This window comes from Pseudoalteromonas luteoviolacea CPMOR-1, assembly GCF_001625685.1.
Classification (GTDB): Bacteria; Pseudomonadota; Gammaproteobacteria; order Enterobacterales; family Alteromonadaceae; genus Pseudoalteromonas; species Pseudoalteromonas luteoviolacea_K.
Map to the genome: position 1 here is coordinate 30,863 of NZ_AUYC01000039.1, position 18,497 is coordinate 49,359.

Consider the following 18,497-nt stretch of genomic DNA (forward strand, 5'->3'; position numbering starts at 1 on the left):
TTATTATGCATGTCCTGCTTGATTGCTCAGCTGTGCGATATCAATACCCAACATACTGACCGCTTTTTCCCAGCGTTTTTCTGGTGGTGTACTGAATATGATTTCCGGGTCGGCTTGAATAATAAGCCAAGAGTTTTCCATAATTTCTTTTTCTAGCTGACCTTTTTCCCAGCCAGAGTACCCAAGGGTAATGATAAATGCATCGGGACTATCGTGAAAGGTTAAAGAAGCTAAGACATCTTTGGAGGTCGTGATCATGATGTCAGAACTGAGTTCTTTGCTCGAGGCATAACCAATTTTGGGTGTATGTAACACAAACCCTCTGTCCGTGTGCACCGGTCCACCAGCAAAAACCGTTTGGTCAGCAGCACTGCTGTCTTTGTCATTATCGATTTCTATCTGGTCTAGTAGTTCACCCACAGTGACATCAATGGGATGATTGACAATCAATCCCATTGCGCCTTCTTCGTTATGTTCACAGATATAGGTGACGGAGCGTTTGAACATCGGGTCCTGCAAACTGGGCATTGCGATAAGGAAGTGATTAGCTAATGATTGCATGCGAGACCCCTTCTATGATTTAACTTTCAGTATGGTTGAGTTTAGCTTCAATCGCATCAAAAAACTTGTCCATAATAGATATATCGTACGCAGCTTCGATTTCCTTAACACAAGTCGGTGCGGTCACGTTGATTTCGGTTAGCTTATCGCCAATGATATCTAAGCCTACAAATAACAACCCCTTTTCTTTTAGTGTTGGTGCTACTGCCTCAGCAATTTTGCGATCGCTATCGCTAATTGGTCTTGCTTCACCTCGACCTCCAGCGGCTAGGTTTCCACGGGTTTCACCACCTTGTGGGATACGGGCTAAGCAGTATGGAATGACTTCTCCGTCAACGACGAGTACGCGTTTATCCCCTTGTTTTATCTCGGGGATATAATTTTGTGCCATAGCAAAGCGACTGCCATGTTCAGTGAGCGTTTCACAGATCACACCAATATTTGGGTCGTTATGCTGCACTCTGAAAATAGAAGCGCCACCCATCCCGTCAAGCGGTTTTAAAATAATATCTTGATGTTTATCTAAAAAGGTTCTGATCTGACTTGCGCTTCTGGTGACTAATGTGTCAGGTGTGTGCTCACTAAACCAAGCTGTGAACAGCTTTTCATTGGCATCTCTTAAGCTTTGCGGCTTATTGACGACTAAGGTTCCGGCTAGTTCTGCTCGCTCTAGTATGTAAGTTGCGTAAATATACTCGGTATCAAAGGGCGGATCTTTACGCATTAAAATCACATCCAGTTCACTCAATGCGATGTCTTGCTTATCATCTAACTCATACCAGTGGCTTTCATCATTAAACACGCGGGCTTTAGCGGCTGTCGCTCGACCTTCACCTTGGTACATATACAGGTCGTCCATTTCCATGTAATAGAGCTCAAATCCACGTTGTTGAGCTGCCATCATCATGGCAAAACCGGTATCTTTTTTGATATTAAAACCACTGATTGGATCTGAGACTATTCCAAGTTTGACTGCCATCGCCGTTACCTTATGTGTTATTTTCGATGTGTATGAACAAAATGCTCAACAGTCAAACGATTAAGATTGACTGCAAATTACCTATGATATGAGGGCTTATAAAAGGATTTAAAGGGCCAAATCACCAAACTGTAATTGTAAGGCACTTAAAACGGTTAAGGCAGCGGTTTCAGTGCGCAATACCCTAGGTCCAATTTTAATATCGATAAACCCTTGCTCTGTCGTGTTAGCCATTTCTTCATCGGTAAAACCGCCTTCAGGGCCCACTAAAAATCGTACCCCTTGGCTTGGGACTGTCAGAGTTTTGATGGAGTGATCAGCCCTTGGATGTAAAGTGAGCTTTAACTCGCCACTTTGCTGACTTAACCATTGCTCTAGCGTGATGGGAGGGTGAACGACAGGTACATAGTTTCGACCTGATTGTTCGGCTGCAGAAATTGCTATCTTTTGCCATTGCTGGTGTTTTTTGGCCAATCGCTCGCCACTGAGTTTCACGCCACATCGTGTTGTGAATAGCGGTGTGATTTCACTGACACCAAGCTCCACGGATTTTTGAATTGTAAAGTCCATTTTATCACCACGAGAGATGCCTTGACCAAGGTGAACTTTGAGTGGTGACTCTACACATTTATCGACAAATTCGAAAGGGGTTACTTCAACGGCTTTTTTTGAGATTGCGGTGATTTCAGCTAAGTATTCACCGCCTTGTCCGTTAAACAGACTGACGTGTTCACCTTCTTTCATCCTGAGTACACGTGCAATATGCCCTGCGGCATCTTCATCTAAAGTCGCAGGTTGATTAATGACTAAGTCTGAAGGTTGGTAAATGTGTGGAATTCGCATAATGTTGAACGTATCAATTGGATATGCGCTCATGTTAAAGTTTTCATTGCGCTGAGTCCATAGAGTCGTTAGATAACCGGCAGCATGTTAGCGAGTTTAGTCGGTCGTATCAGTTTTCAAAACAACGAATTCGCTGAAGGTATCATGTTTGGTTGCGGCCAAACTGGAGTTGCATGTTAAATGGTTGTTATTAAATGGGTCATTAATACGATGGTAATCATAACCATTAGGTAACTGCTCTATGGTGTAACGCTCCGCATGTAAGGAGTTAAAAATAAATTTTTGCTTTTCATCGGCTAGATTATAGTCGAGCGCATAGATGAGCACCCCTTGAATTTTATGGTGCTCGTGTAAGTAAGTTGCAAGTTCAGAGACGCTTATTTCATTGTCAAAGTCACAGTAACTGTAATCTTTGATCTGATCCTTAAACATCATTTTGAGCATTTGCTTGGTATTGTCACCAGCGATTATTAATTGGCTTGACGTGTCAGGAGAGAGTGACTTAACAAATTCGACAAACTCCTGACTGAACTCCCAATTGCTGTCAACAAGTAAAAAGTTATCTAATTTCAAGGATATAAGTCTCCAGGAATAAGATATCCATAATCTAGTTCGGTGTTTAAATTGAAAACATGTTTATTAGTAAATAGCCCATGCTACAAAAAACAGCAAATTCTAAGCAGGCAATCCCAATATTATCTTGATGGTCGACCTCTAGACCAATATCTACTTTGGGTAACACTATGAGGATCATCAAACGGCTAAAAACATAGAGCAAAAACCACATAAAGACAGAGTGTGTCACGACTAAGAGCAGGTTATCGACAATTTTATCGGGATAACTCGGTGCACTATGTAACCCCGCGTAGATAGCTAGTGCGAGGCCGATAGTTTTACCCGCATAGCGGATCCCTATTGAGGTATTGGCAAGATTAAAATTATATTGCAAAGACGCGCCTTGATTTTTTTTTGCAAAACGAGACTCTCTAATTTTGCTATCTAATGCGAAGACGGCTTGTAGAAAAACGAAGCAAATAGTGACAATAAGCAAGGATTGCGGTGTATTAGGCTCTAGCCAATGGTACAAGCCTAGTACCAAAATACTATTTCCAATCAACATCCCCGAGTCAACTAAAGCGGCACAGACATTCTGTTTCAAAATCGCTTGTGTCTCGTTAAAGCGATATAAGATCCATTTGCGATGAATGGCTTGGCCGATACAAATATACACCCATATCAGTGCTATAGGCAGGAGAACTTGGAAATGTACATTAGCAAGGTTAAAGGCGTCTAAGTGACCAAAAAAATAGCCGACACTGGCGCATACAACGGCCACTTTTGCAGCGTAATTGATACCAAGTGCAAAGTTATCGTGTTGTGCCAATTCTTTTTGAAGTAATTTTTTTGCGCGCACTTGAACCATGACTCGCAGGCTAGTTAACGCCAAAAAAGCGAGGGCGATACCGCTTAACAGGGTGAAAAAATTGCTGTTTTCTAAAGACAAGTAACTCATGCTCAGTGTAAGGTTGTTGTTATTTATCGTTACTATAACACCGCACAACAAATGAGCCACAAAGCACAGGAGGTTTTTCTATGGAACAAGGCCAATTGAGTCCCGAGTTATTCGCTTTAGCACAGCAGCGTTTTACAGAATTGTTTCCAGAGCAGATGGCAAATGCACAGGTATTGAGGCTATTGGCACTCAGTGATTTTGCTTATCGAATATTGGCTCAGCATCCAGACTGGCTGAAGTGGCTACTGGACCAGAGTGCGATGAAAAGCCGCCATATTGAACCTGCTTTGGGCGGTGACTTTAAAGTTCTATCGGATAGTGAGTGCTTTGCACAACTGAGACGCTATCGTAAGCGGTACTGGCTTAAGTTGATGTGGCTTGATCTTGTTTTAGGCAATGACATTGCAGACAGTATTGAATATCAATCTAAATTGAGCGAGCAGTTGATTGATAGTGCCAACCAGTGGGCGTTTGAGCAGGTTGCTAAAAGTAATGGGGTACCACTAGATGGATCAAATCTACCATTGCCGATGTTAGTACTGGGTATGGGGAAACTGGGGGGACAGGAGCTTAACTTTTCATCTGATATTGATTTGATTTTTACTTATCCAGTGTCTGTTAAAACGCAAGGTGGGCGGCGAAGTATAGAAGCGCAAGTATTTTATACCAAAGTCGCTCAGAAGCTGATTGCCGCATTGGATCAGCGTACAGCAGATGGTCAGGTGTTTAGAGTTGACATGAGGCTCAGACCATTTGGAGAAAGTGGTCCTTTGGTCATGAGTTTTTCTGCGATGGAGGATTATTATCAAGATCAAGGGCGCGAATGGGAACGCTATGCGATGTTAAAAGCGCGCTTGCTGGGCCAGCCTAACCACTATTGGGATGAGTTTAGAGCACTCATTAAGCCTTTTGTATTTCGTCGATACATTGATTTTTCTGTTATTGAATCACTGCGGAAAATGAAACATATGATCGCACAGGAAGTCAGGCGAAAAGGGCTCATCAATAATATTAAATTAGGTGCGGGCGGGATCCGAGAAGTTGAATTTATTGTCCAAGCTTTGCAAATGATCCGAGGTGGGCGGGAGCCTGATTTACAGACCCCTTCTTTACTACAAGCGTTAAATGTGTTGGCACGCCAAGACGTGATCCCAAAAAGTGTGGCTGCTGACTTAGAGAGGCAATATTTACTGTTGCGCAGGGTGGAGCAGTATTTACAAGCATTTAATGACGAGCAAACTCAAACATTACCCATTGATGTTACCAATCAAAGTCGTTTGTGTGTGTTATTGGGCATCTCAGATTATGGGCAGCTGGTGGTGTATATAGAGCAAGTTCAAGCGCAAATTCGCCAAGAGTTCTCTCAAGTTATCGGAGAAGAGGCCCATGACGCTCAAACTTTAAAGGCTTGCTTTGTATCGGCTTGGGAATATCAGGATGTCAGTTACCTGGATATTGAACTGGACGAGCAGGCTCACGCGAAATGGCAAGACACATTAAATGTATTCCATACTGATATCACAAAAAAACAAATCGGTGTGCGAGGGCGAGATGTGTTAGATAAACTGATGCCGCTTGTCCTTAGTGAAATAACGCCATTAAGAGACCCAGAGGTATTAGAAAGGGTTTTGAACGTGATTGCGAAAGTCGCTTCTCGCACTGCGTATCTTGAGTTGCTTTACGAAAATCTGGGGGCACTAAAACAACTTATTAAGTTGTGTTCACACAGCGTATGGATAGCCAAGCAAATTGCCAGATACCCTATATTACTGGATGAACTCATCGACCCCGCAGTATTGTATCGGCCACTACCGCTTAATGCGTATTACAATGAAATTCAGCAATATTTCTTACGTATTGACCCTGAAGATTTAGAGTTACAGATGGAAGCGCTGCGTCAATTCAAACAAACGCAGCAACTGAGAATAGCGGCTGCCGATGCGACAGGTGTGCTCGACATCATGAAGGTCAGTGACCACCTAACAGCACTTGCTGAGTCAATCGTGGCAAAAGCAGTGGAGATCGCTTGGGGACAAATGACTAGCCGATATGGCACGCCGCAAGGGACCTCTGCAGAAGAAAAAGGGTTTGCTGTGATCGCTTATGGCAAGGCGGGCGGTTTTGAATTGGGGTATGACTCTGATTTGGATCTTGTGTTTGTACACAATTGTGATGGTCAAAGTAAAACCACAGGTGATAAAGCCATTGCTTCGAGACAGTTTTATTTAAAATTGGCTCAGCGCCTAATGCATTTATTCAATACACGCACACTATCAGGCATTTTATATGAGTTAGATACGCGCTTGAGACCGGAGGGCAACTCGGGGCTACTGGCGATCAATATTGAGAGTTATCATCAATACCTTCGAGAGCAGGCATGGACGTGGGAGCATCAAGCGTTGGTGAGAACTAGAATGATAGTGGGTGAAGATGTATTGGTGAAACGTTTCCATACTATTCGTCATGATATTTTATGTCAGCAGCGTAATACGAGTGAGCTGCAATCAGATATTGTCAATATGCGTGAAAAAATGCGCCAGCACTTATCACAAGACTCAGAGGCAGAGTTCGATTTAAAACAAGGCGCTGGTGGTATGACAGACATTGAGTTCTTAGCACAGTATTTAGTACTGGCTTTTGCTTATGACTACCCCGCTTTAACACGTTACTCAGACAATATTCGAATTTTTGAGATTGCGAACAAGGAATCTGTCTTGAGCAGTGACTCTCAAGCGCAATTAGCACAGGTGTACTGCCAACTACGAGAACATTATCACTTGAATAGTTTGAATGGTTCAGGAAAAACTGTGGATGCGGCATTACTGTCCGCACAAAGCGCGAGTATTAAAGCTATATGGCAGGCCTACTTAGAGTAGGCCTGAAATGAACAATTAATTGGTTAGACGTCGGCAGTTTTCTCGGACGAACATTGATGGGTTTTCTGTGATCACAGCCGCACGCTGACGGTGGCAGAAAAAGGTGTACACTTCAAATTCGAAGTCGTCATTAATGGCTTTGCCCACTTGGTACAGCGCGCTGACAAAGTCAGAGTCAACTCGGAAATTTTGCTTCACAACGTAATCTTTACTCAGGTACCAAAATAGCTCGATGTCTTCTTGTTTCGCATAATTAGTGAGTACACTTTTTAACGTATTCCCCATCTCAAAGCGACGCGGTTGGCTCTCTCCAGTCCACCTTTGGTGCGTTGGCTTAACGACGAGCCCACGTTGAGCAAGTGCATCGTCTAGTGGGAAAGTGGGTTTACCAATATCCATCACAAACTTTTCCCGCTCAGTGTCTCGTTCATTAACGCGGTTTCTGTAATTAGCGTAAAATTGCGATAAGCCTTGCGCTGCCGCATTTGTCGTCTCTTTGAACTCCATTTTTGGAATATTACCGTATAAAAAGTAATACGCTGCCCACACGAGTACCACGCCCAGTGTAAGGTGTCTGGTCCAAAACCACATTGCCGATATACGTTTTTTATTTTTTCTAGCCATTTTATTTTAGTTCGACGTCGTTATTTGATTTCTAATAATACGAAGGCGCATCTTTATCTGGTCGAGTTTTGAAGCGTCTATGTAACCACATATATTGTTCAGGTGCTTCCATGATCGATTGTTCCATTCGTTGATTTACCCGTGTGACATCATGGTTTTCATCGTCACTTGGAAACTCTGCCATCGCTGGTTGAATCGTGATGTGGTATTTACCCTGTTTATCACGTAAACCAACTAAGCTCAATGTCTCACACTTTTTACTGGAAGCAAATAGCAGTGTACCTGTGGTGGTCGCGGCATCGGGCACAGCAAAAAATGGTGCAAATTCACAGCGCTTTCTACCGTAGTCTTGATCTGGCAGGTAGTAACATACTTTTTTGTTATGAAGGGCTTTAAGTAGCCCCTTTACATCACGTTTGCCGATCAGGAATTCATTAGATCGTAAACGCCCCTTGGTCATGAAATATTCCATCAAAGGGTTATTGTGAGGGCGATAAAAGCCAATACCTTGGGTGTGTGTGCCAAGTACTCTTCCTAACATTTCTAGGTGCAACATATGGGGTACGAGCAGTAAAACGCCTTTGCCGTTTTTATTTGCGGCTTCAAAATGTTCTAACCCTGAAATAGATCCCACTGCGCGCTTGATACGCCACTCAGGCCACCACCAAGCCATTCCCGTCTCGAAAGTCGCAATACCTGTATTTTCCATGTTTTTTAAAACCATGGCGCTGCGCTGTTGAGCATCCATGTCGGGGAAGCAAAGCTTAAGATTCACTTCAGCAATTTTACGGCGCTTCTTTAAGAAGCGGTGCACGAGTCTACCCAGCAGTCGACCCAGCATAAACTGTACACTTTGGGGTAACCAAGAGAGTGAATATAAAATGATAACACCTATCCAAGTTAGCCAGAACTTAGGTGCCAAAAATTGCAGTTTAAATGTTGGATTGTGGACCAAGTGAGATGCTCTCGTACAGCTTTAAAAGAGCGTAGTTTATCGATAACGGCTGTGATGCTCAAGTAGCGGGGAGGAATGGCAGGAAATATCAGACCAGCGAAGTGCTGATCTGATAAATATTGTGCTTAAAGCGCTGCTTGAAGGCCTTTGTTGATCGCTTCTAAGTCTGCGCGACTCAATTCGCCCGATGCTTGCTTTAATTGTAGCGTCGAGATGATGTATTGATACCGTAAGTTGGCTAAGTTTTTCTTTGCACTATACAGGTTACGTGTGCTCACCAGTACATCTACAATTGTACGAGTACCTACTTCAAAACCAGCTTCTGTTGCTTGCAATGCACTTTCAGCTGAAACAACTGCTTGCTCTAGGGCACGGTAAGTTGCAACGTTTGACATCACTTGGTTATAAGATGTGATGACTGAACGGGTCACGTTACGCATGGATGCTTCCAAATCTTCACTTGCAGCAACATAAAGTGCTCTCGCTTGATCGGTTGCAGCGACGGTGCGACCACCAGAATAGATTGGTACACTTAAGTCTAAGCGAATATTTGTTGTGTCGCCGCGTGGCGCAAGTTCTCTAGCTGGAGAATTAGCAAGCGTATCTCCGTGAGTCGCTGTCAGAGAGAGTGTAGGGTAGTGACCAGCTTGTGCTAAATCAATTTGGTCTTCCGCTATTTCTAACGACGCTTTTGCAACTTGAAGTGCTAAGTTTTTCTCTTTTGCAATATCAATGAAGCCAACTGACTTTCTGTTTGGTTTCACCGTAGAGAATTTGTCAGTATTTAATGCGTTCAGCTTAGAGTGGTACTTACCAGTGATCGTACGAAGTGTTTCACGGGCAGTTTCCACATCATTCTGTGCCACGATTTCATTCGCAACAGATTGGTCAAACTGAGCCTGTGCTTCGTGCACATCCGTGATCGCCGTCAACCCTACTTCATAACGTTGCTTTGTTTGCTCAAGTTGACGTTCAATAGCTCGTTTTTCAGCTTGGACAAACTCTAAATTATCAAGTGCACTCAGTACGTTAAAATAACCTTCTGCAATACGTACAATCAGGTTTTGCTTTTCTTGTTCGTACTGGGTTAAAGATTGCATTGCGCGCTTTTCTGCAATGGATAAGTTTTCCCAGATACCCATGTTAAAAATGGTTTGGTTCAGTGTGAGTGTACGACTGAATGAATCATTCCAGCTGTCCATCACTTGATAGCCAGTTAAATCATTTTGTGTGGCAGGCGCGCCAGTCGTATCTGTGTCAGAGTAGCTGAAGCTTAAGTTTAAAGAAGGTAGAAGTTCACCAAGTGCACTGTCTTGGGCATATTTTTGTGCGTCCGCACTCGCTTTTGCGCGTAAAACAGCAGGATCATTAGCAGTGGCAATATCGTATACTTGTAATAAGTCTTCTGCGTTAGCGGCATTGCTTGACAAAGCACAGCTCAAGCCAACCAGCATAGATAAAATGGTTTTTTTCATTATTTGTGCAGTCCTTAGACAATTTTGATGTCAGCATGTTACCTTGTTTTAAAACAAAATCCCAACGGCTAAACAGAGATAAAGGCAAAACAAGTGTAACAGAATATAATACTTAGTAAGTTCACATGGTAAGTATATTCACGTTAATTAAGAGCGATATGGGGATAAAATAGCCTAGATTAAACCCCTTTTGATGAATGTAGGATGAAATATGAAAGAAATTAGCCAGTACAGCCGAGAGCATGTGATGTTAAAGGCATCACCGAATCAGGTATTGTATGATGGTTTTTTCAAAATTGAAGAATATGTGTTTGAACATGCATTATTTGAAGGCGGGGTAAGTGAGCCGATCCGTCGCGAAATACTTGAACGAGGCCATGCGGTGGCAGTATTGCCGTATGATCCCGTTAGCGATCAGGTTCTGTTAATTGAGCAGATCCGGATTGGTGCACTGGCGACGAAAGACACGCCTTGGTTATTAGAGTGTATTGCGGGCATGGCTGAAGGCAGTAAGGATTTGGAAGCGGTTGTGCGTAAAGAAGCGCAAGAAGAAGCGGGGCTGGATTTGGGGGAGTTGCATTACATGCGTTCTTATCTGTCGAGTCCCGGTGGGACAACCGAGCGTCTATATTTGTATCTTGCACAGGTAAATTTGCGTGACTATCAAGGTGGGACCTTTGGCTTGCCGGAGGAGGGAGAGGACATTAAAACACATGTACTGTCATTTGAAGATGCTATGAGTAGATTGGAAACTGAGGAAATAGATAACGCTGCCACGGTGATTAGTCTACAATGGTTAGCGCTAAACAAATCAAAACTGTCATTTAAGTAGTAAACGGGAGTCGTTTTGTCTGACTTGATCCACCAAAACAAGCATAATGAAAAAGCGCGTATGAGCGGTTATGTACAGTCTTTGCCTAAGTACATTACATTGTGTGAACGTAACTATTTACGTGCACTCAAGGTGTTGCCTGAAGAGGTAATTGGTGCGTGTCGTCAGATCAAGATAGGTTCTATGGACTTTTTCATTGCCGTTGAAGCGGTAGAAAAGTACACAACGGACATCAAAGTCACTCAGCAGCATAATTTGAGCAACCACCTCGGTCAGTTTCAGTTATCGGTGAGACTCTATCACGATGCTAAAGTTGCTGAGGTAGTTCAGCATAATTATCATCAGCGCGTTAAACCTTCGTATAGATACCCTAACCCAAGCATGCACCACAAAGATGAAAAGTATCAACTTAATGCTTTTTTAGGCGATTGGTTAGTTGCCTGTGTTGAGAATGGTCGTGTACCGCTAGATTGGGATGTAAACAATGGCATGGTTTAATGCAATAGTTGAACTTAACCAATCGCAGTTAAAGCTTGCTCACATTACGGATACACACCTGTTTGAACAGTGTAATGGGGAGTACTTTTCAGTCAATACGGCCGAGCATTTCAGGCGTGTGCTGGCAGATTTGGCGTTACAAAATCTAGATGCAGTTATTTTTGGAGGTGATCTTACTCAGGATCATACTTTTGCTTCTTATCAGCTTTTTGCTCGTTTAATTGACGAGTCTGCACTGACATGTCCCGTTTTTTGGCTGCCAGGTAATCACGATGATATTGGCTATTTAAATGAAATAAGCCAGGGACAAATTATATCAGCGAAAAAGATTAGCTTTGCATTAGGTCAAGTACTCTTACTGGATAGTAAAGGGCCGACCCCTGCCGGGTGGGTCAGTGAAGCACACTTAGAAGAAGTAACAGGTCAGTGTGTCGTGCCAAGTCTGGTTTTTTGTCATCATAACCCACTTGCTATTCAAGGCTATTTGGATAAGCACATGCTGGAGAATGGCCCACAATTACTCAATCGTTTAGTCGACTCGCAAAATGTTATCGCGCTCTTTCATGGCCATGTGCACAATGAGTACGTCTTTAGATTTAGAGAACTGTCTGTATACGCCACCCCCGCGACCTCCATCCAGTTTAAGAAATTTACAAATGATTGGCAGCAAGAAAACCTCGGTGCAGGGTATCGCATAATTAACTGGTCAGAAGGCGGGGTGCAGACAGAGGTAAAATGGCTAACAAAGTAATCTATATTCACGGTTTCAATAGTTCAGAAAAGTCATTTAAGGCCCAGCAACTGGGGGAATATTTTAAAGACCGTTGTGAATACTGTGTTCCTCGGTTACATTATGATCCGCGCGTTGCAATGCTTCAGTTGGAAAGTATGATTGATGATAAGTGCGCGCTGGTTGGCAGTTCTTTGGGTGGTTTTTTTGCCACATACTTATCACAAACGTTTAATTTACGCGCGGTAGTGGTCAATCCGGCAGTGCGACCGGACAAATTACTATGGGATTACCTAGGTCCTCAGTATAATCCCTATCAAGAAGTGAATTATGAACTTACAATAGAGCATATGAGTGCATTGCAACGCATGTATATTGCAAAGCCATCAATGCCAAGTAATCTTTTACTATTGCAGCAAACAGCAGATGAAGTATTACCTTATCAAGATGCTGTGAACTATTACCGAGACTGCCCATCAATAATAGAGTTTGGTGGTGACCATAGTTTCGTTGGCTTTGAGAGGCACTTTAGTCGCATTGCCAACTATCTTAAAATTAAATAAAACAGTTAGAACTAAAATTAGTCAGTAGCATTTATGAGTCAGCAAAATTATAACGCAGAAGCCATTGAGGTGTTGAATGGCTTAGAGCCGGTTAAACGCCGCCCTGGGATGTACACAGACACCACGAGACCCAATCATTTGGGCCAAGAAGTTATTGATAACAGTGTCGATGAAGCGCTGGCAGGGCATGCAAGCAAAATTGATGTGATTCTGCATGAAGATAACTCATTGCAAGTGATTGACGATGGCCGAGGCATGCCTGTGGATGTGCACCCTGAAGAAGGCATTCCTGGTGTTGAACTGATCCTGACTAAGCTCCATGCGGGTGGTAAATTTTCAAATAAAAACTATCAGTTTTCCGGTGGTTTGCACGGGGTAGGTATTTCCGTTGTGAACGCACTCTCTACCCGTGTAGAAGTGACGGTTAAGCGAGATGCTCAGCAATATGAAATCGCATTTGAAAACGGTGACAAAGTTCAAGATCTAGAGGTCACAGGTAGTGTGGGTAAACGCAACACCGGTACTTCTGTGCAATTTTGGCCAGATGCGAGCTACTTCGACTCTGCTAATTTCTCTTTAACTAAGCTAAATCACTTGCTTAAGGCCAAAGCTGTTTTATGCCCGGGCTTACGTATCCGTTTTATCAATAAGCAAACGAAAGAGACGCAAGAATGGCATTATGAGTCTGGCTTGGAAGACTATTTAAGTGACAGCGCCAAAGATTTAGAAGTGCTGCCAAAGTCTCCATTTACAGGTAGCTTCAGCGGCTCGACAGAAGGGGTTGATTGGGCGCTACATTGGTTGCCAGAAGGCGGTGAGTCCATTGCTGAAAGTTACGTGAATCTTATTCCAACTGCACAGGGCGGTACGCATGTGAATGGCTTAAGGCAAGGTTTGCTGGAAGCAATGCGAGAGTTCTGTGAGTTCCGTAATTTGTTGCCAAGAGGCGTAAAGCTCACGCCAGATGATGTTTGGGATAAATGTAGTTACGTTTTATCTGTTAAAATGCAAGACCCCCAATTTGCTGGTCAAACTAAAGAAAAACTGTCGTCGCGCTCATGCGCAACGTTTGTGTCAGGAATAGTGAAAGACGCATTTAGTTTATGGCTCAATGAGCACACAGAAACAGCGGAACTGTTGGCTGAGTTGTGTATCAGTAATGCGCAAAAACGATTACGTGCAGCGAAGAAGGTGGTACGTAAAAAAGTCACCAGTGGACCGGCACTGCCAGGTAAGCTCACCGATTGTTCGGGCAGTGAAACAGAGCGTTCAGAAATATTTTTAGTAGAGGGTGACTCTGCGGGCGGATCAGCTAAACAAGCACGTGATAGAGAGTTTCAAGCCATTATGCCACTGCGTGGTAAAATTTTAAACACGTGGGAAGTGGACTCCGGTCAAATTCTTGCCTCGCAAGAAGTGCATGATATTTCTGTCGCGCTTGGTATCGACCCCGATTCAACAGATCTATCGACGCTGCGTTACGGCAAGGTGTGTATTCTTGCCGATGCGGACTCCGATGGATTGCACATTGCAACGCTGTTGTGCGCGCTATTTGTTAAGCACTTCCCAACTTTAGTGCAGGCGGGACACGTGTACGTTGCTATGCCGCCGCTATTTAGAATTGATGTCGGCAAAGAAGTATTTTATGCCCTAGATGAAGATGAAAAACGGGGCATTTTAGATCGTATTGAAGCCGAAAAGAAACGCGGGAAAGTGAACGTTCAACGCTTTAAAGGTTTGGGTGAAATGAACCCAATGCAATTGCGTGAAACGACAATGGACCCGAATACTCGCCGCTTGGTTCAGCTCACATTGGATGAGCAAGAGCAAACATTAGAAATGATGGATATGCTACTGGCGAAAAAGCGCTCTGGTGATAGAAAGGCTTGGTTAGAGCAACATGGCGATAAAGCCGAGGTATAACAAGAAGTAAGGTGTATCATGACTGATCCACAAGCCCTCTCTTTACAGGGCATAGAACAATTACCTATGGGGCGTTTTACTGAAGACGCCTATTTAAATTACTCCATGTATGTGATCATGGACCGGGCATTGCCACATATTGGTGATGGCCTTAAGCCTGTGCAGCGTCGTATCGTGTATGCGATGAGTGAATTGGGCTTATCAGCGGCTGCAAAATATAAAAAGTCAGCACGTACCGTCGGTGATGTATTGGGTAAATACCATCCACATGGCGACAGTGCCTGTTACGAAGCCATGGTATTAATGGCGCAGCCATTCTCTTATCGTTATCCTTTGGTCGATGGTCAAGGTAACTGGGGTGCTGCTGACGATCCTAAATCATTTGCTGCAATGCGTTATACCGAAGCGCGCTTGTCTAAGTTTTCTGAGGTATTACTCAAAGAGCTTGGTCAAGGTACAGTGGACTGGGTACCTAACTTTGACGGCACGATGAAAGAGCCGCAAGTATTACCTGCAAGACTGCCACACATTTTATTAAATGGGGTTACAGGTATCGCCGTTGGTATGGCGACGGATATTCCACCTCACAATGTCAATGAATTGGCTTCTGCTTGCTGTATGTTGTTAGACAAGCCAAAAACAACGCTAGAAGAGTTGTTAGAAGTTGTCCAAGCGCCAGACTATCCAACTGAAGCTGAAATCATCACACCAAAAGACGATATCCGTAAAATCTACACAACGGGTCGTGGCTCAATTAAGATGCGCGCGGTGTTCCATGAAGAGCAGGGTGAAATTGTTATAACAGCGCTGCCTCATCAGACATCGGGTGCAAAAGTACTGGAGCAGATTGCGGCACAAATGACCGCGAAGAAGCTGCCTATGGTGGCAGATTTACGTGATGAATCAGACCATGAAAATCCGACGCGTATTGTCGTAGTGCCTCGTTCCAATCGGGTGAAATCTGAGCCGTTGATGGCGCACTTGTTTGCCACCACTGATCTTGAGAAAAACTACCGTGTAAATCTCAACATGATCGGACTAGATGGCCGCCCTCAGGTTAAAGATCTACAACAGATTTTATCTGAGTGGTTGATCTTCCGTCGCGAGACGGTACGCAGACGTTTACAATATCGTTTAGATAAAGTATTGGCGCGTTTGCATATTCTAGAAGGTTTGATGATCGCCTTTTTGAATATTGATGAAGTGATTGAAATCATTAGAAATGAAGATGATCCAAAAGCAGAGCTCATAAAACGTTTTGGTTTATCAGAAACGCAAGCCGAAGCCATTTTGGATCTGAAACTTCGTCACTTGGCGAAGCTGGAAGAGATGAAGATCCGCGGTGAGCAAGACGAGCTGAGCAAAGAGCGTGACAAGCTTGAACTTACTTTAGGCTCAGAGCGTCGCATGTCGACTTTGATGAAAAAAGAAATTCAAGAAGCGGCAGAGTTATATGGCGATGAAAGGCGCTCACCTGTGATTGAACGTCAAGAAGCTAAAGCACTGAGTGAAAAAGACTTAATTCCATCTGAAGCTGTCACAGTTGTGTTATCTGAAAAAGGCTGGGCGCGTTTCGCTAAAGGTCATGACATTGATGCTGAAGGCTTAAATTATCGTTCAGGGGACAGCTATAAGGCATCAGCCAAAGGCAAGAGCAATCAACCGGCAGTCTTCCTTGATAGTTCAGGTCGTGCGTTCGCCACCGATGCGCATAGTTTGCCATCGGCAAGAAGCCAAGGTGAGCCTATGACTGGACGCTTTAACCTCGCTGCGGGTGTGAACTTTGAACATGTCGTGATGGGGGAGGAGCAAGAACTTTATTTAATGGCAACCGATGCAGGTTATGGCTTTATTGCTGAGTTTAACGATTTAGTCAGTAAAAACAAAAATGGTAAAGCATTGGTTAGCATTCCCAAAGGTGCTGAGCTCATTGCGCCAATCTCGGTGAATGATGTTGCCACTGATCGTTGTATGGCGATTTCTAATGAAGGGCGCATGTTACTATTCCCACTCAGAGACTTACCGAAACTTGCCAAAGGTAAAGGTAATAAAATTATCTCAATTCCAAGTGCTAAGGTACAGGCAAGAGAAGAGTTTGTTAAAGTGCTCGCTGTAGTACCAGATGGGCGTGCAGTTACCCTGTACGCAGGTAAGCGTAAATTAACGCTCAAGAACTCTGACTTAGAGCACTATTTTGGTGAGCGCGGCCGTCGTGGTAATAAATTGCCTCGAGGTTTACAACGCGTTGATAACTTTGAAATTGAGTTAATTGAACAAGACGACTCAGAAGCAGATACGCCAGAATAAATACAGTGGTGAGCGGGCTTTGCCCGCTCACGATTTAATCACCGCTAATAATCTTTCTATTATTTTTCATTTCAACGTCTTTTTTCCGTCATTTTGTCGTAAAAACTCTGATGTACCGCAAGCAATTTCTACCCGACTCAGCTAGAATACACGGTTATAAGTTATTCTTGTTCAGAGTGACACATGATCAGGTGCCACTCGCACTGACAATACGGGGTTTTTATGTCTGATAAGTGCTATATCACGGCGCAACAGCTACTAGAGGATTCATTTCGTTTAGCGGCTCAAGTGTATGAAGATGGGTTTCGTCCGGATTTTATCATCGGTATTTGGCGAGGTGGTGCGCCAATAGGTATCGCTGTGCAAGAGTACTATGATTACAAAGGTATAGAAACTGACCATATCGCAGTACGTACATCTTCGTACTATGGGATTGGCAAGCAGTCGAAAGAGATCAAAGTTCACGGCCTGCACTACATCATAGAAAATGCTAACGCGGGTGACTCTTTATTGATTGTTGATGATGTATTTGATTCTGGCCGCAGTATTTTTGCGTTAAAAGAAAAGCTAGAAGAGCTAATGCGCCTAAACTTGCCTAAAGATATTCGCGTTGCTTGCCCATACTACAAACCAGCAAACAAAAAAGTACCAATGACGCCGGACTACTATATTCATGAGTCTGATGAGTGGCTAGTATTCCCACATGAGCTATCAGGCTTAACGCCAGATGAGTTAATCGAGGGTAAGTCAGACCTTGCTAATATTAAAGATTTATTTGCGAAGTAAGTCATTACTTATTTTATGAAAAGCCGTTGAAAACGCCGTTTTCAACGGCTTTTTTATGGCCGGGTGATAGCGCTTTTGTTACACTCCGCTCATTGTGATTTTTGCATTTTTACTATGACAGACTATCAATCTATTCTAGAGCGCACAGTGCGACATGTTCAGCCATTATTACACCATGGTCAGGTCGCTGATTACATTCCAGCCCTTGCAGAGCAGAAGTTAGGTCAGTTTGCTATTGCGATCCAAACACAAAATGGTGAGACATATAGTGCGGGCAACTGTGAGGCTAAATTTACTGTGCAGTCAGTCTCGAAAGTGATGACTCTGACATTAGCACTACAGCGCTATGGTGATGACTTATGGCAAAGAGTAGGGAAGGAACCTTCTGGCACCGCATTTAACTCATTAACACAGTTAGAGTTTGAAAATGGCATTCCAAGAAACCCTTTTATCAATGCCGGCGCGATAGTCACGTGTGATGCGCTTTACTCGCGTTTAAGCGCGCCTATTCATACCATGTTAGAAAGTTACCGAATGCAAACCGGTAATCCTAAGCTGGGTGTCAACAAAGTGGTTGCCCAGTCAGAATATGAACACCGTTATCGTAATGCAGCGATGGCTTACCTGATGAAGTCCTTTGGTAACTTCAATAATGAAGTTGAAGAAGTGCTTTGGTCTTATTTTAACTTCTGTGCGATTGAATTGAACGCCGCGGAATTGGCGAAGTGCTTTTCATATTTATCCAATGGTGGTGTGTGCACGCAAACACAGCAGCAAATTTTGCCTGCCAAACAGATCAAGCAACTTAACTCATTGCTATTTACCAGTGGTTTGTATGATGCGGCAGGAGATTTTGGTTATCGAGTTGGTATGCCAGGAAAGTCGGGTGTATCTGGTGCTATTATTGCTGTAGTACCGGGTCGTTTTACGATAGCGGTTTGGTCACCTGGTCTTGATAAAGTGGGGAATTCAGTTGCAGGAATTGCCGCGTTAGAGTTTCTTGCTGAAGAGCTCGGAACAGCTATTTTCTAA

At 43.5% G+C, this 18,497-nt stretch carries 17 protein-coding genes; 9 read left to right on the forward strand and 8 right to left on the reverse strand.

Annotated elements, in window-relative coordinates:
- Positions 1-3: 3 nt before the first annotated feature.
- From N473_RS17410 to N473_RS17430, 5 genes are all read right to left on the reverse strand, one after another.
- Complete coding sequence (locus N473_RS17410) at positions 4-561, reverse strand: YqgE/AlgH family protein (RefSeq protein WP_039611762.1); 558 nt, start codon at positions 559-561, stop codon at positions 4-6.
- Positions 562-580: 19 nt separating this feature from the next.
- Positions 581-1,540, reverse strand: coding sequence for a glutathione synthase (gene gshB, locus N473_RS17415; protein WP_063369035.1), 960 nt, complete (start codon positions 1,538-1,540; stop codon positions 581-583).
- 108 nt (positions 1,541-1,648) lie between these two features.
- Positions 1,649-2,383: a 16S rRNA (uracil(1498)-N(3))-methyltransferase gene (rsmE, locus tag N473_RS17420; RefSeq protein ID WP_063369121.1), complete on the reverse strand. Its 735-nt coding sequence runs from the start codon at positions 2,381-2,383 to the stop codon at positions 1,649-1,651.
- A gap of 96 nt (positions 2,384-2,479) precedes the next feature.
- The gene (locus N473_RS17425) at positions 2,480-2,962 is read right to left on the reverse strand and encodes a hypothetical protein (RefSeq protein WP_039611760.1); all 483 of its coding nucleotides are present in this window, start codon (positions 2,960-2,962) and stop codon (positions 2,480-2,482) included.
- A 40-nt stretch (positions 2,963-3,002) separates the two neighbouring features.
- Positions 3,003-3,896, reverse strand: a complete 894-nt coding sequence (locus N473_RS17430) for a hypothetical protein (protein ID WP_063369036.1) — start codon at positions 3,894-3,896, stop codon at positions 3,003-3,005.
- A gap of 80 nt (positions 3,897-3,976) precedes the next feature.
- Here N473_RS17430 and glnE point away from each other — a divergent pair, with 80 nt between their 5' ends.
- Entirely contained in the window at positions 3,977-6,772 is a 2,796-nt protein-coding gene (gene glnE / locus N473_RS17435) for a bifunctional [glutamate--ammonia ligase]-adenylyl-L-tyrosine phosphorylase/[glutamate--ammonia-ligase] adenylyltransferase (RefSeq protein ID WP_063369037.1), read from the forward strand.
- A 15-nt stretch (positions 6,773-6,787) separates the two neighbouring features.
- Here the strand turns inward: glnE and N473_RS17440 are convergent, their stop codons facing one another.
- The 3 genes from N473_RS17440 to tolC form a co-directional block, all read right to left on the reverse strand.
- Positions 6,788-7,396 (reverse strand): TcpQ domain-containing protein, encoded by a 609-nt coding sequence (locus N473_RS17440; RefSeq protein ID WP_039611757.1) that lies wholly within the window; start codon positions 7,394-7,396, stop codon positions 6,788-6,790.
- Positions 7,397-7,427: 31 nt separating this feature from the next.
- Positions 7,428-8,351: an LpxL/LpxP family Kdo(2)-lipid IV(A) lauroyl/palmitoleoyl acyltransferase gene (gene lpxL, locus N473_RS17445; protein ID WP_063369038.1), complete on the reverse strand. Its 924-nt coding sequence runs from the start codon at positions 8,349-8,351 to the stop codon at positions 7,428-7,430.
- A 125-nt stretch (positions 8,352-8,476) separates the two neighbouring features.
- Entirely contained in the window at positions 8,477-9,826 is a 1,350-nt protein-coding gene (tolC, locus tag N473_RS17450; RefSeq protein WP_063369039.1) for an outer membrane channel protein TolC, read from the reverse strand.
- A gap of 211 nt (positions 9,827-10,037) precedes the next feature.
- On the opposite strand from tolC, the gene N473_RS17455 reads away from it, so the two are divergent.
- From N473_RS17455 to glsB, 8 genes are all read left to right on the forward strand, one after another.
- On the forward strand, positions 10,038-10,658 hold the full coding sequence (locus N473_RS17455) for an NUDIX domain-containing protein (protein ID WP_063369040.1): 621 nt from the start codon (positions 10,038-10,040) through the stop codon (positions 10,656-10,658).
- 60 nt (positions 10,659-10,718) lie between these two features.
- Entirely contained in the window at positions 10,719-11,156 is a 438-nt protein-coding gene (locus N473_RS17460) for a DUF1249 domain-containing protein (protein ID WP_063369122.1), read from the forward strand.
- On the forward strand, positions 11,143-11,907 hold the full coding sequence (locus N473_RS17465; protein WP_063369041.1) for a metallophosphoesterase family protein: 765 nt from the start codon (positions 11,143-11,145) through the stop codon (positions 11,905-11,907). Before N473_RS17460 ends, N473_RS17465 begins: the two co-directional genes overlap by 14 nt.
- Entirely contained in the window at positions 11,892-12,449 is a 558-nt protein-coding gene (locus N473_RS17470; RefSeq protein ID WP_063369042.1) for a YqiA/YcfP family alpha/beta fold hydrolase, read from the forward strand. Before N473_RS17465 ends, N473_RS17470 begins: the two co-directional genes overlap by 16 nt.
- Before the next feature lie 33 nt (positions 12,450-12,482).
- The gene (parE, locus tag N473_RS17475) at positions 12,483-14,372 is read left to right on the forward strand and encodes a DNA topoisomerase IV subunit B (RefSeq protein ID WP_063360748.1); all 1,890 of its coding nucleotides are present in this window, start codon (positions 12,483-12,485) and stop codon (positions 14,370-14,372) included.
- An 18-nt stretch (positions 14,373-14,390) separates the two neighbouring features.
- Positions 14,391-16,679 carry a DNA topoisomerase IV subunit A gene (gene parC / locus N473_RS17480; protein WP_063369043.1) on the forward strand — a complete coding sequence of 763 codons (2,289 nt, stop codon included), beginning with the start codon at positions 14,391-14,393 and terminating at the stop codon, positions 16,677-16,679.
- 222 nt (positions 16,680-16,901) lie between these two features.
- A complete protein-coding gene (locus N473_RS17485; protein WP_039611749.1) occupies positions 16,902-17,465 on the forward strand; it encodes a phosphoribosyltransferase in 564 nt (187 codons plus the stop codon).
- 114 nt (positions 17,466-17,579) lie between these two features.
- Positions 17,580-18,497 carry a glutaminase B gene (gene glsB, locus N473_RS17490; protein ID WP_063369044.1) on the forward strand — a complete coding sequence of 306 codons (918 nt, stop codon included), beginning with the start codon at positions 17,580-17,582 and terminating at the stop codon, positions 18,495-18,497.

What these genes read in the sequence shown, in the direction of transcription:
- N473_RS17430 (WP_063369036.1), bottom strand. Translation starts at nt 3,896, where the DNA reads ATGAGTTACTTGTCTTTAGAAAACAGCAATTTTTTCACCCTGTTAAGC.
- glnE (WP_063369037.1), top strand. Translation starts at nt 3,977, where the DNA reads ATGGAACAAGGCCAATTGAGTCCCGAGTTATTCGCTTTAGCACAGCAG.
- N473_RS17460 (WP_063369122.1), top strand. Translation starts at nt 10,719, where the DNA reads ATGAGCGGTTATGTACAGTCTTTGCCTAAGTACATTACATTGTGTGAA.
- rsmE (WP_063369121.1), bottom strand. Translation starts at nt 2,383, where the DNA reads ATGCGAATTCCACACATTTACCAACCTTCAGACTTAGTCATTAATCAA.
- glsB (WP_063369044.1), top strand. Translation starts at nt 17,580, where the DNA reads ATGACAGACTATCAATCTATTCTAGAGCGCACAGTGCGACATGTTCAG.
- N473_RS17440 (WP_039611757.1), bottom strand. Translation starts at nt 7,396, where the DNA reads ATGGCTAGAAAAAATAAAAAACGTATATCGGCAATGTGGTTTTGGACC.
- parE (WP_063360748.1), top strand. Translation starts at nt 12,483, where the DNA reads ATGAGTCAGCAAAATTATAACGCAGAAGCCATTGAGGTGTTGAATGGC.
- N473_RS17485 (WP_039611749.1), top strand. Translation starts at nt 16,902, where the DNA reads ATGTCTGATAAGTGCTATATCACGGCGCAACAGCTACTAGAGGATTCA.
- N473_RS17455 (WP_063369040.1), top strand. Translation starts at nt 10,038, where the DNA reads ATGAAAGAAATTAGCCAGTACAGCCGAGAGCATGTGATGTTAAAGGCA.
- N473_RS17410 (WP_039611762.1), bottom strand. Translation starts at nt 561, where the DNA reads ATGCAATCATTAGCTAATCACTTCCTTATCGCAATGCCCAGTTTGCAG.
- N473_RS17470 (WP_063369042.1), top strand. Translation starts at nt 11,892, where the DNA reads ATGGCTAACAAAGTAATCTATATTCACGGTTTCAATAGTTCAGAAAAG.
- gshB (WP_063369035.1), bottom strand. Translation starts at nt 1,540, where the DNA reads ATGGCAGTCAAACTTGGAATAGTCTCAGATCCAATCAGTGGTTTTAAT.
- parC (WP_063369043.1), top strand. Translation starts at nt 14,391, where the DNA reads ATGACTGATCCACAAGCCCTCTCTTTACAGGGCATAGAACAATTACCT.
- tolC (WP_063369039.1), bottom strand. Translation starts at nt 9,826, where the DNA reads ATGAAAAAAACCATTTTATCTATGCTGGTTGGCTTGAGCTGTGCTTTG.
- N473_RS17465 (WP_063369041.1), top strand. Translation starts at nt 11,143, where the DNA reads ATGGCATGGTTTAATGCAATAGTTGAACTTAACCAATCGCAGTTAAAG.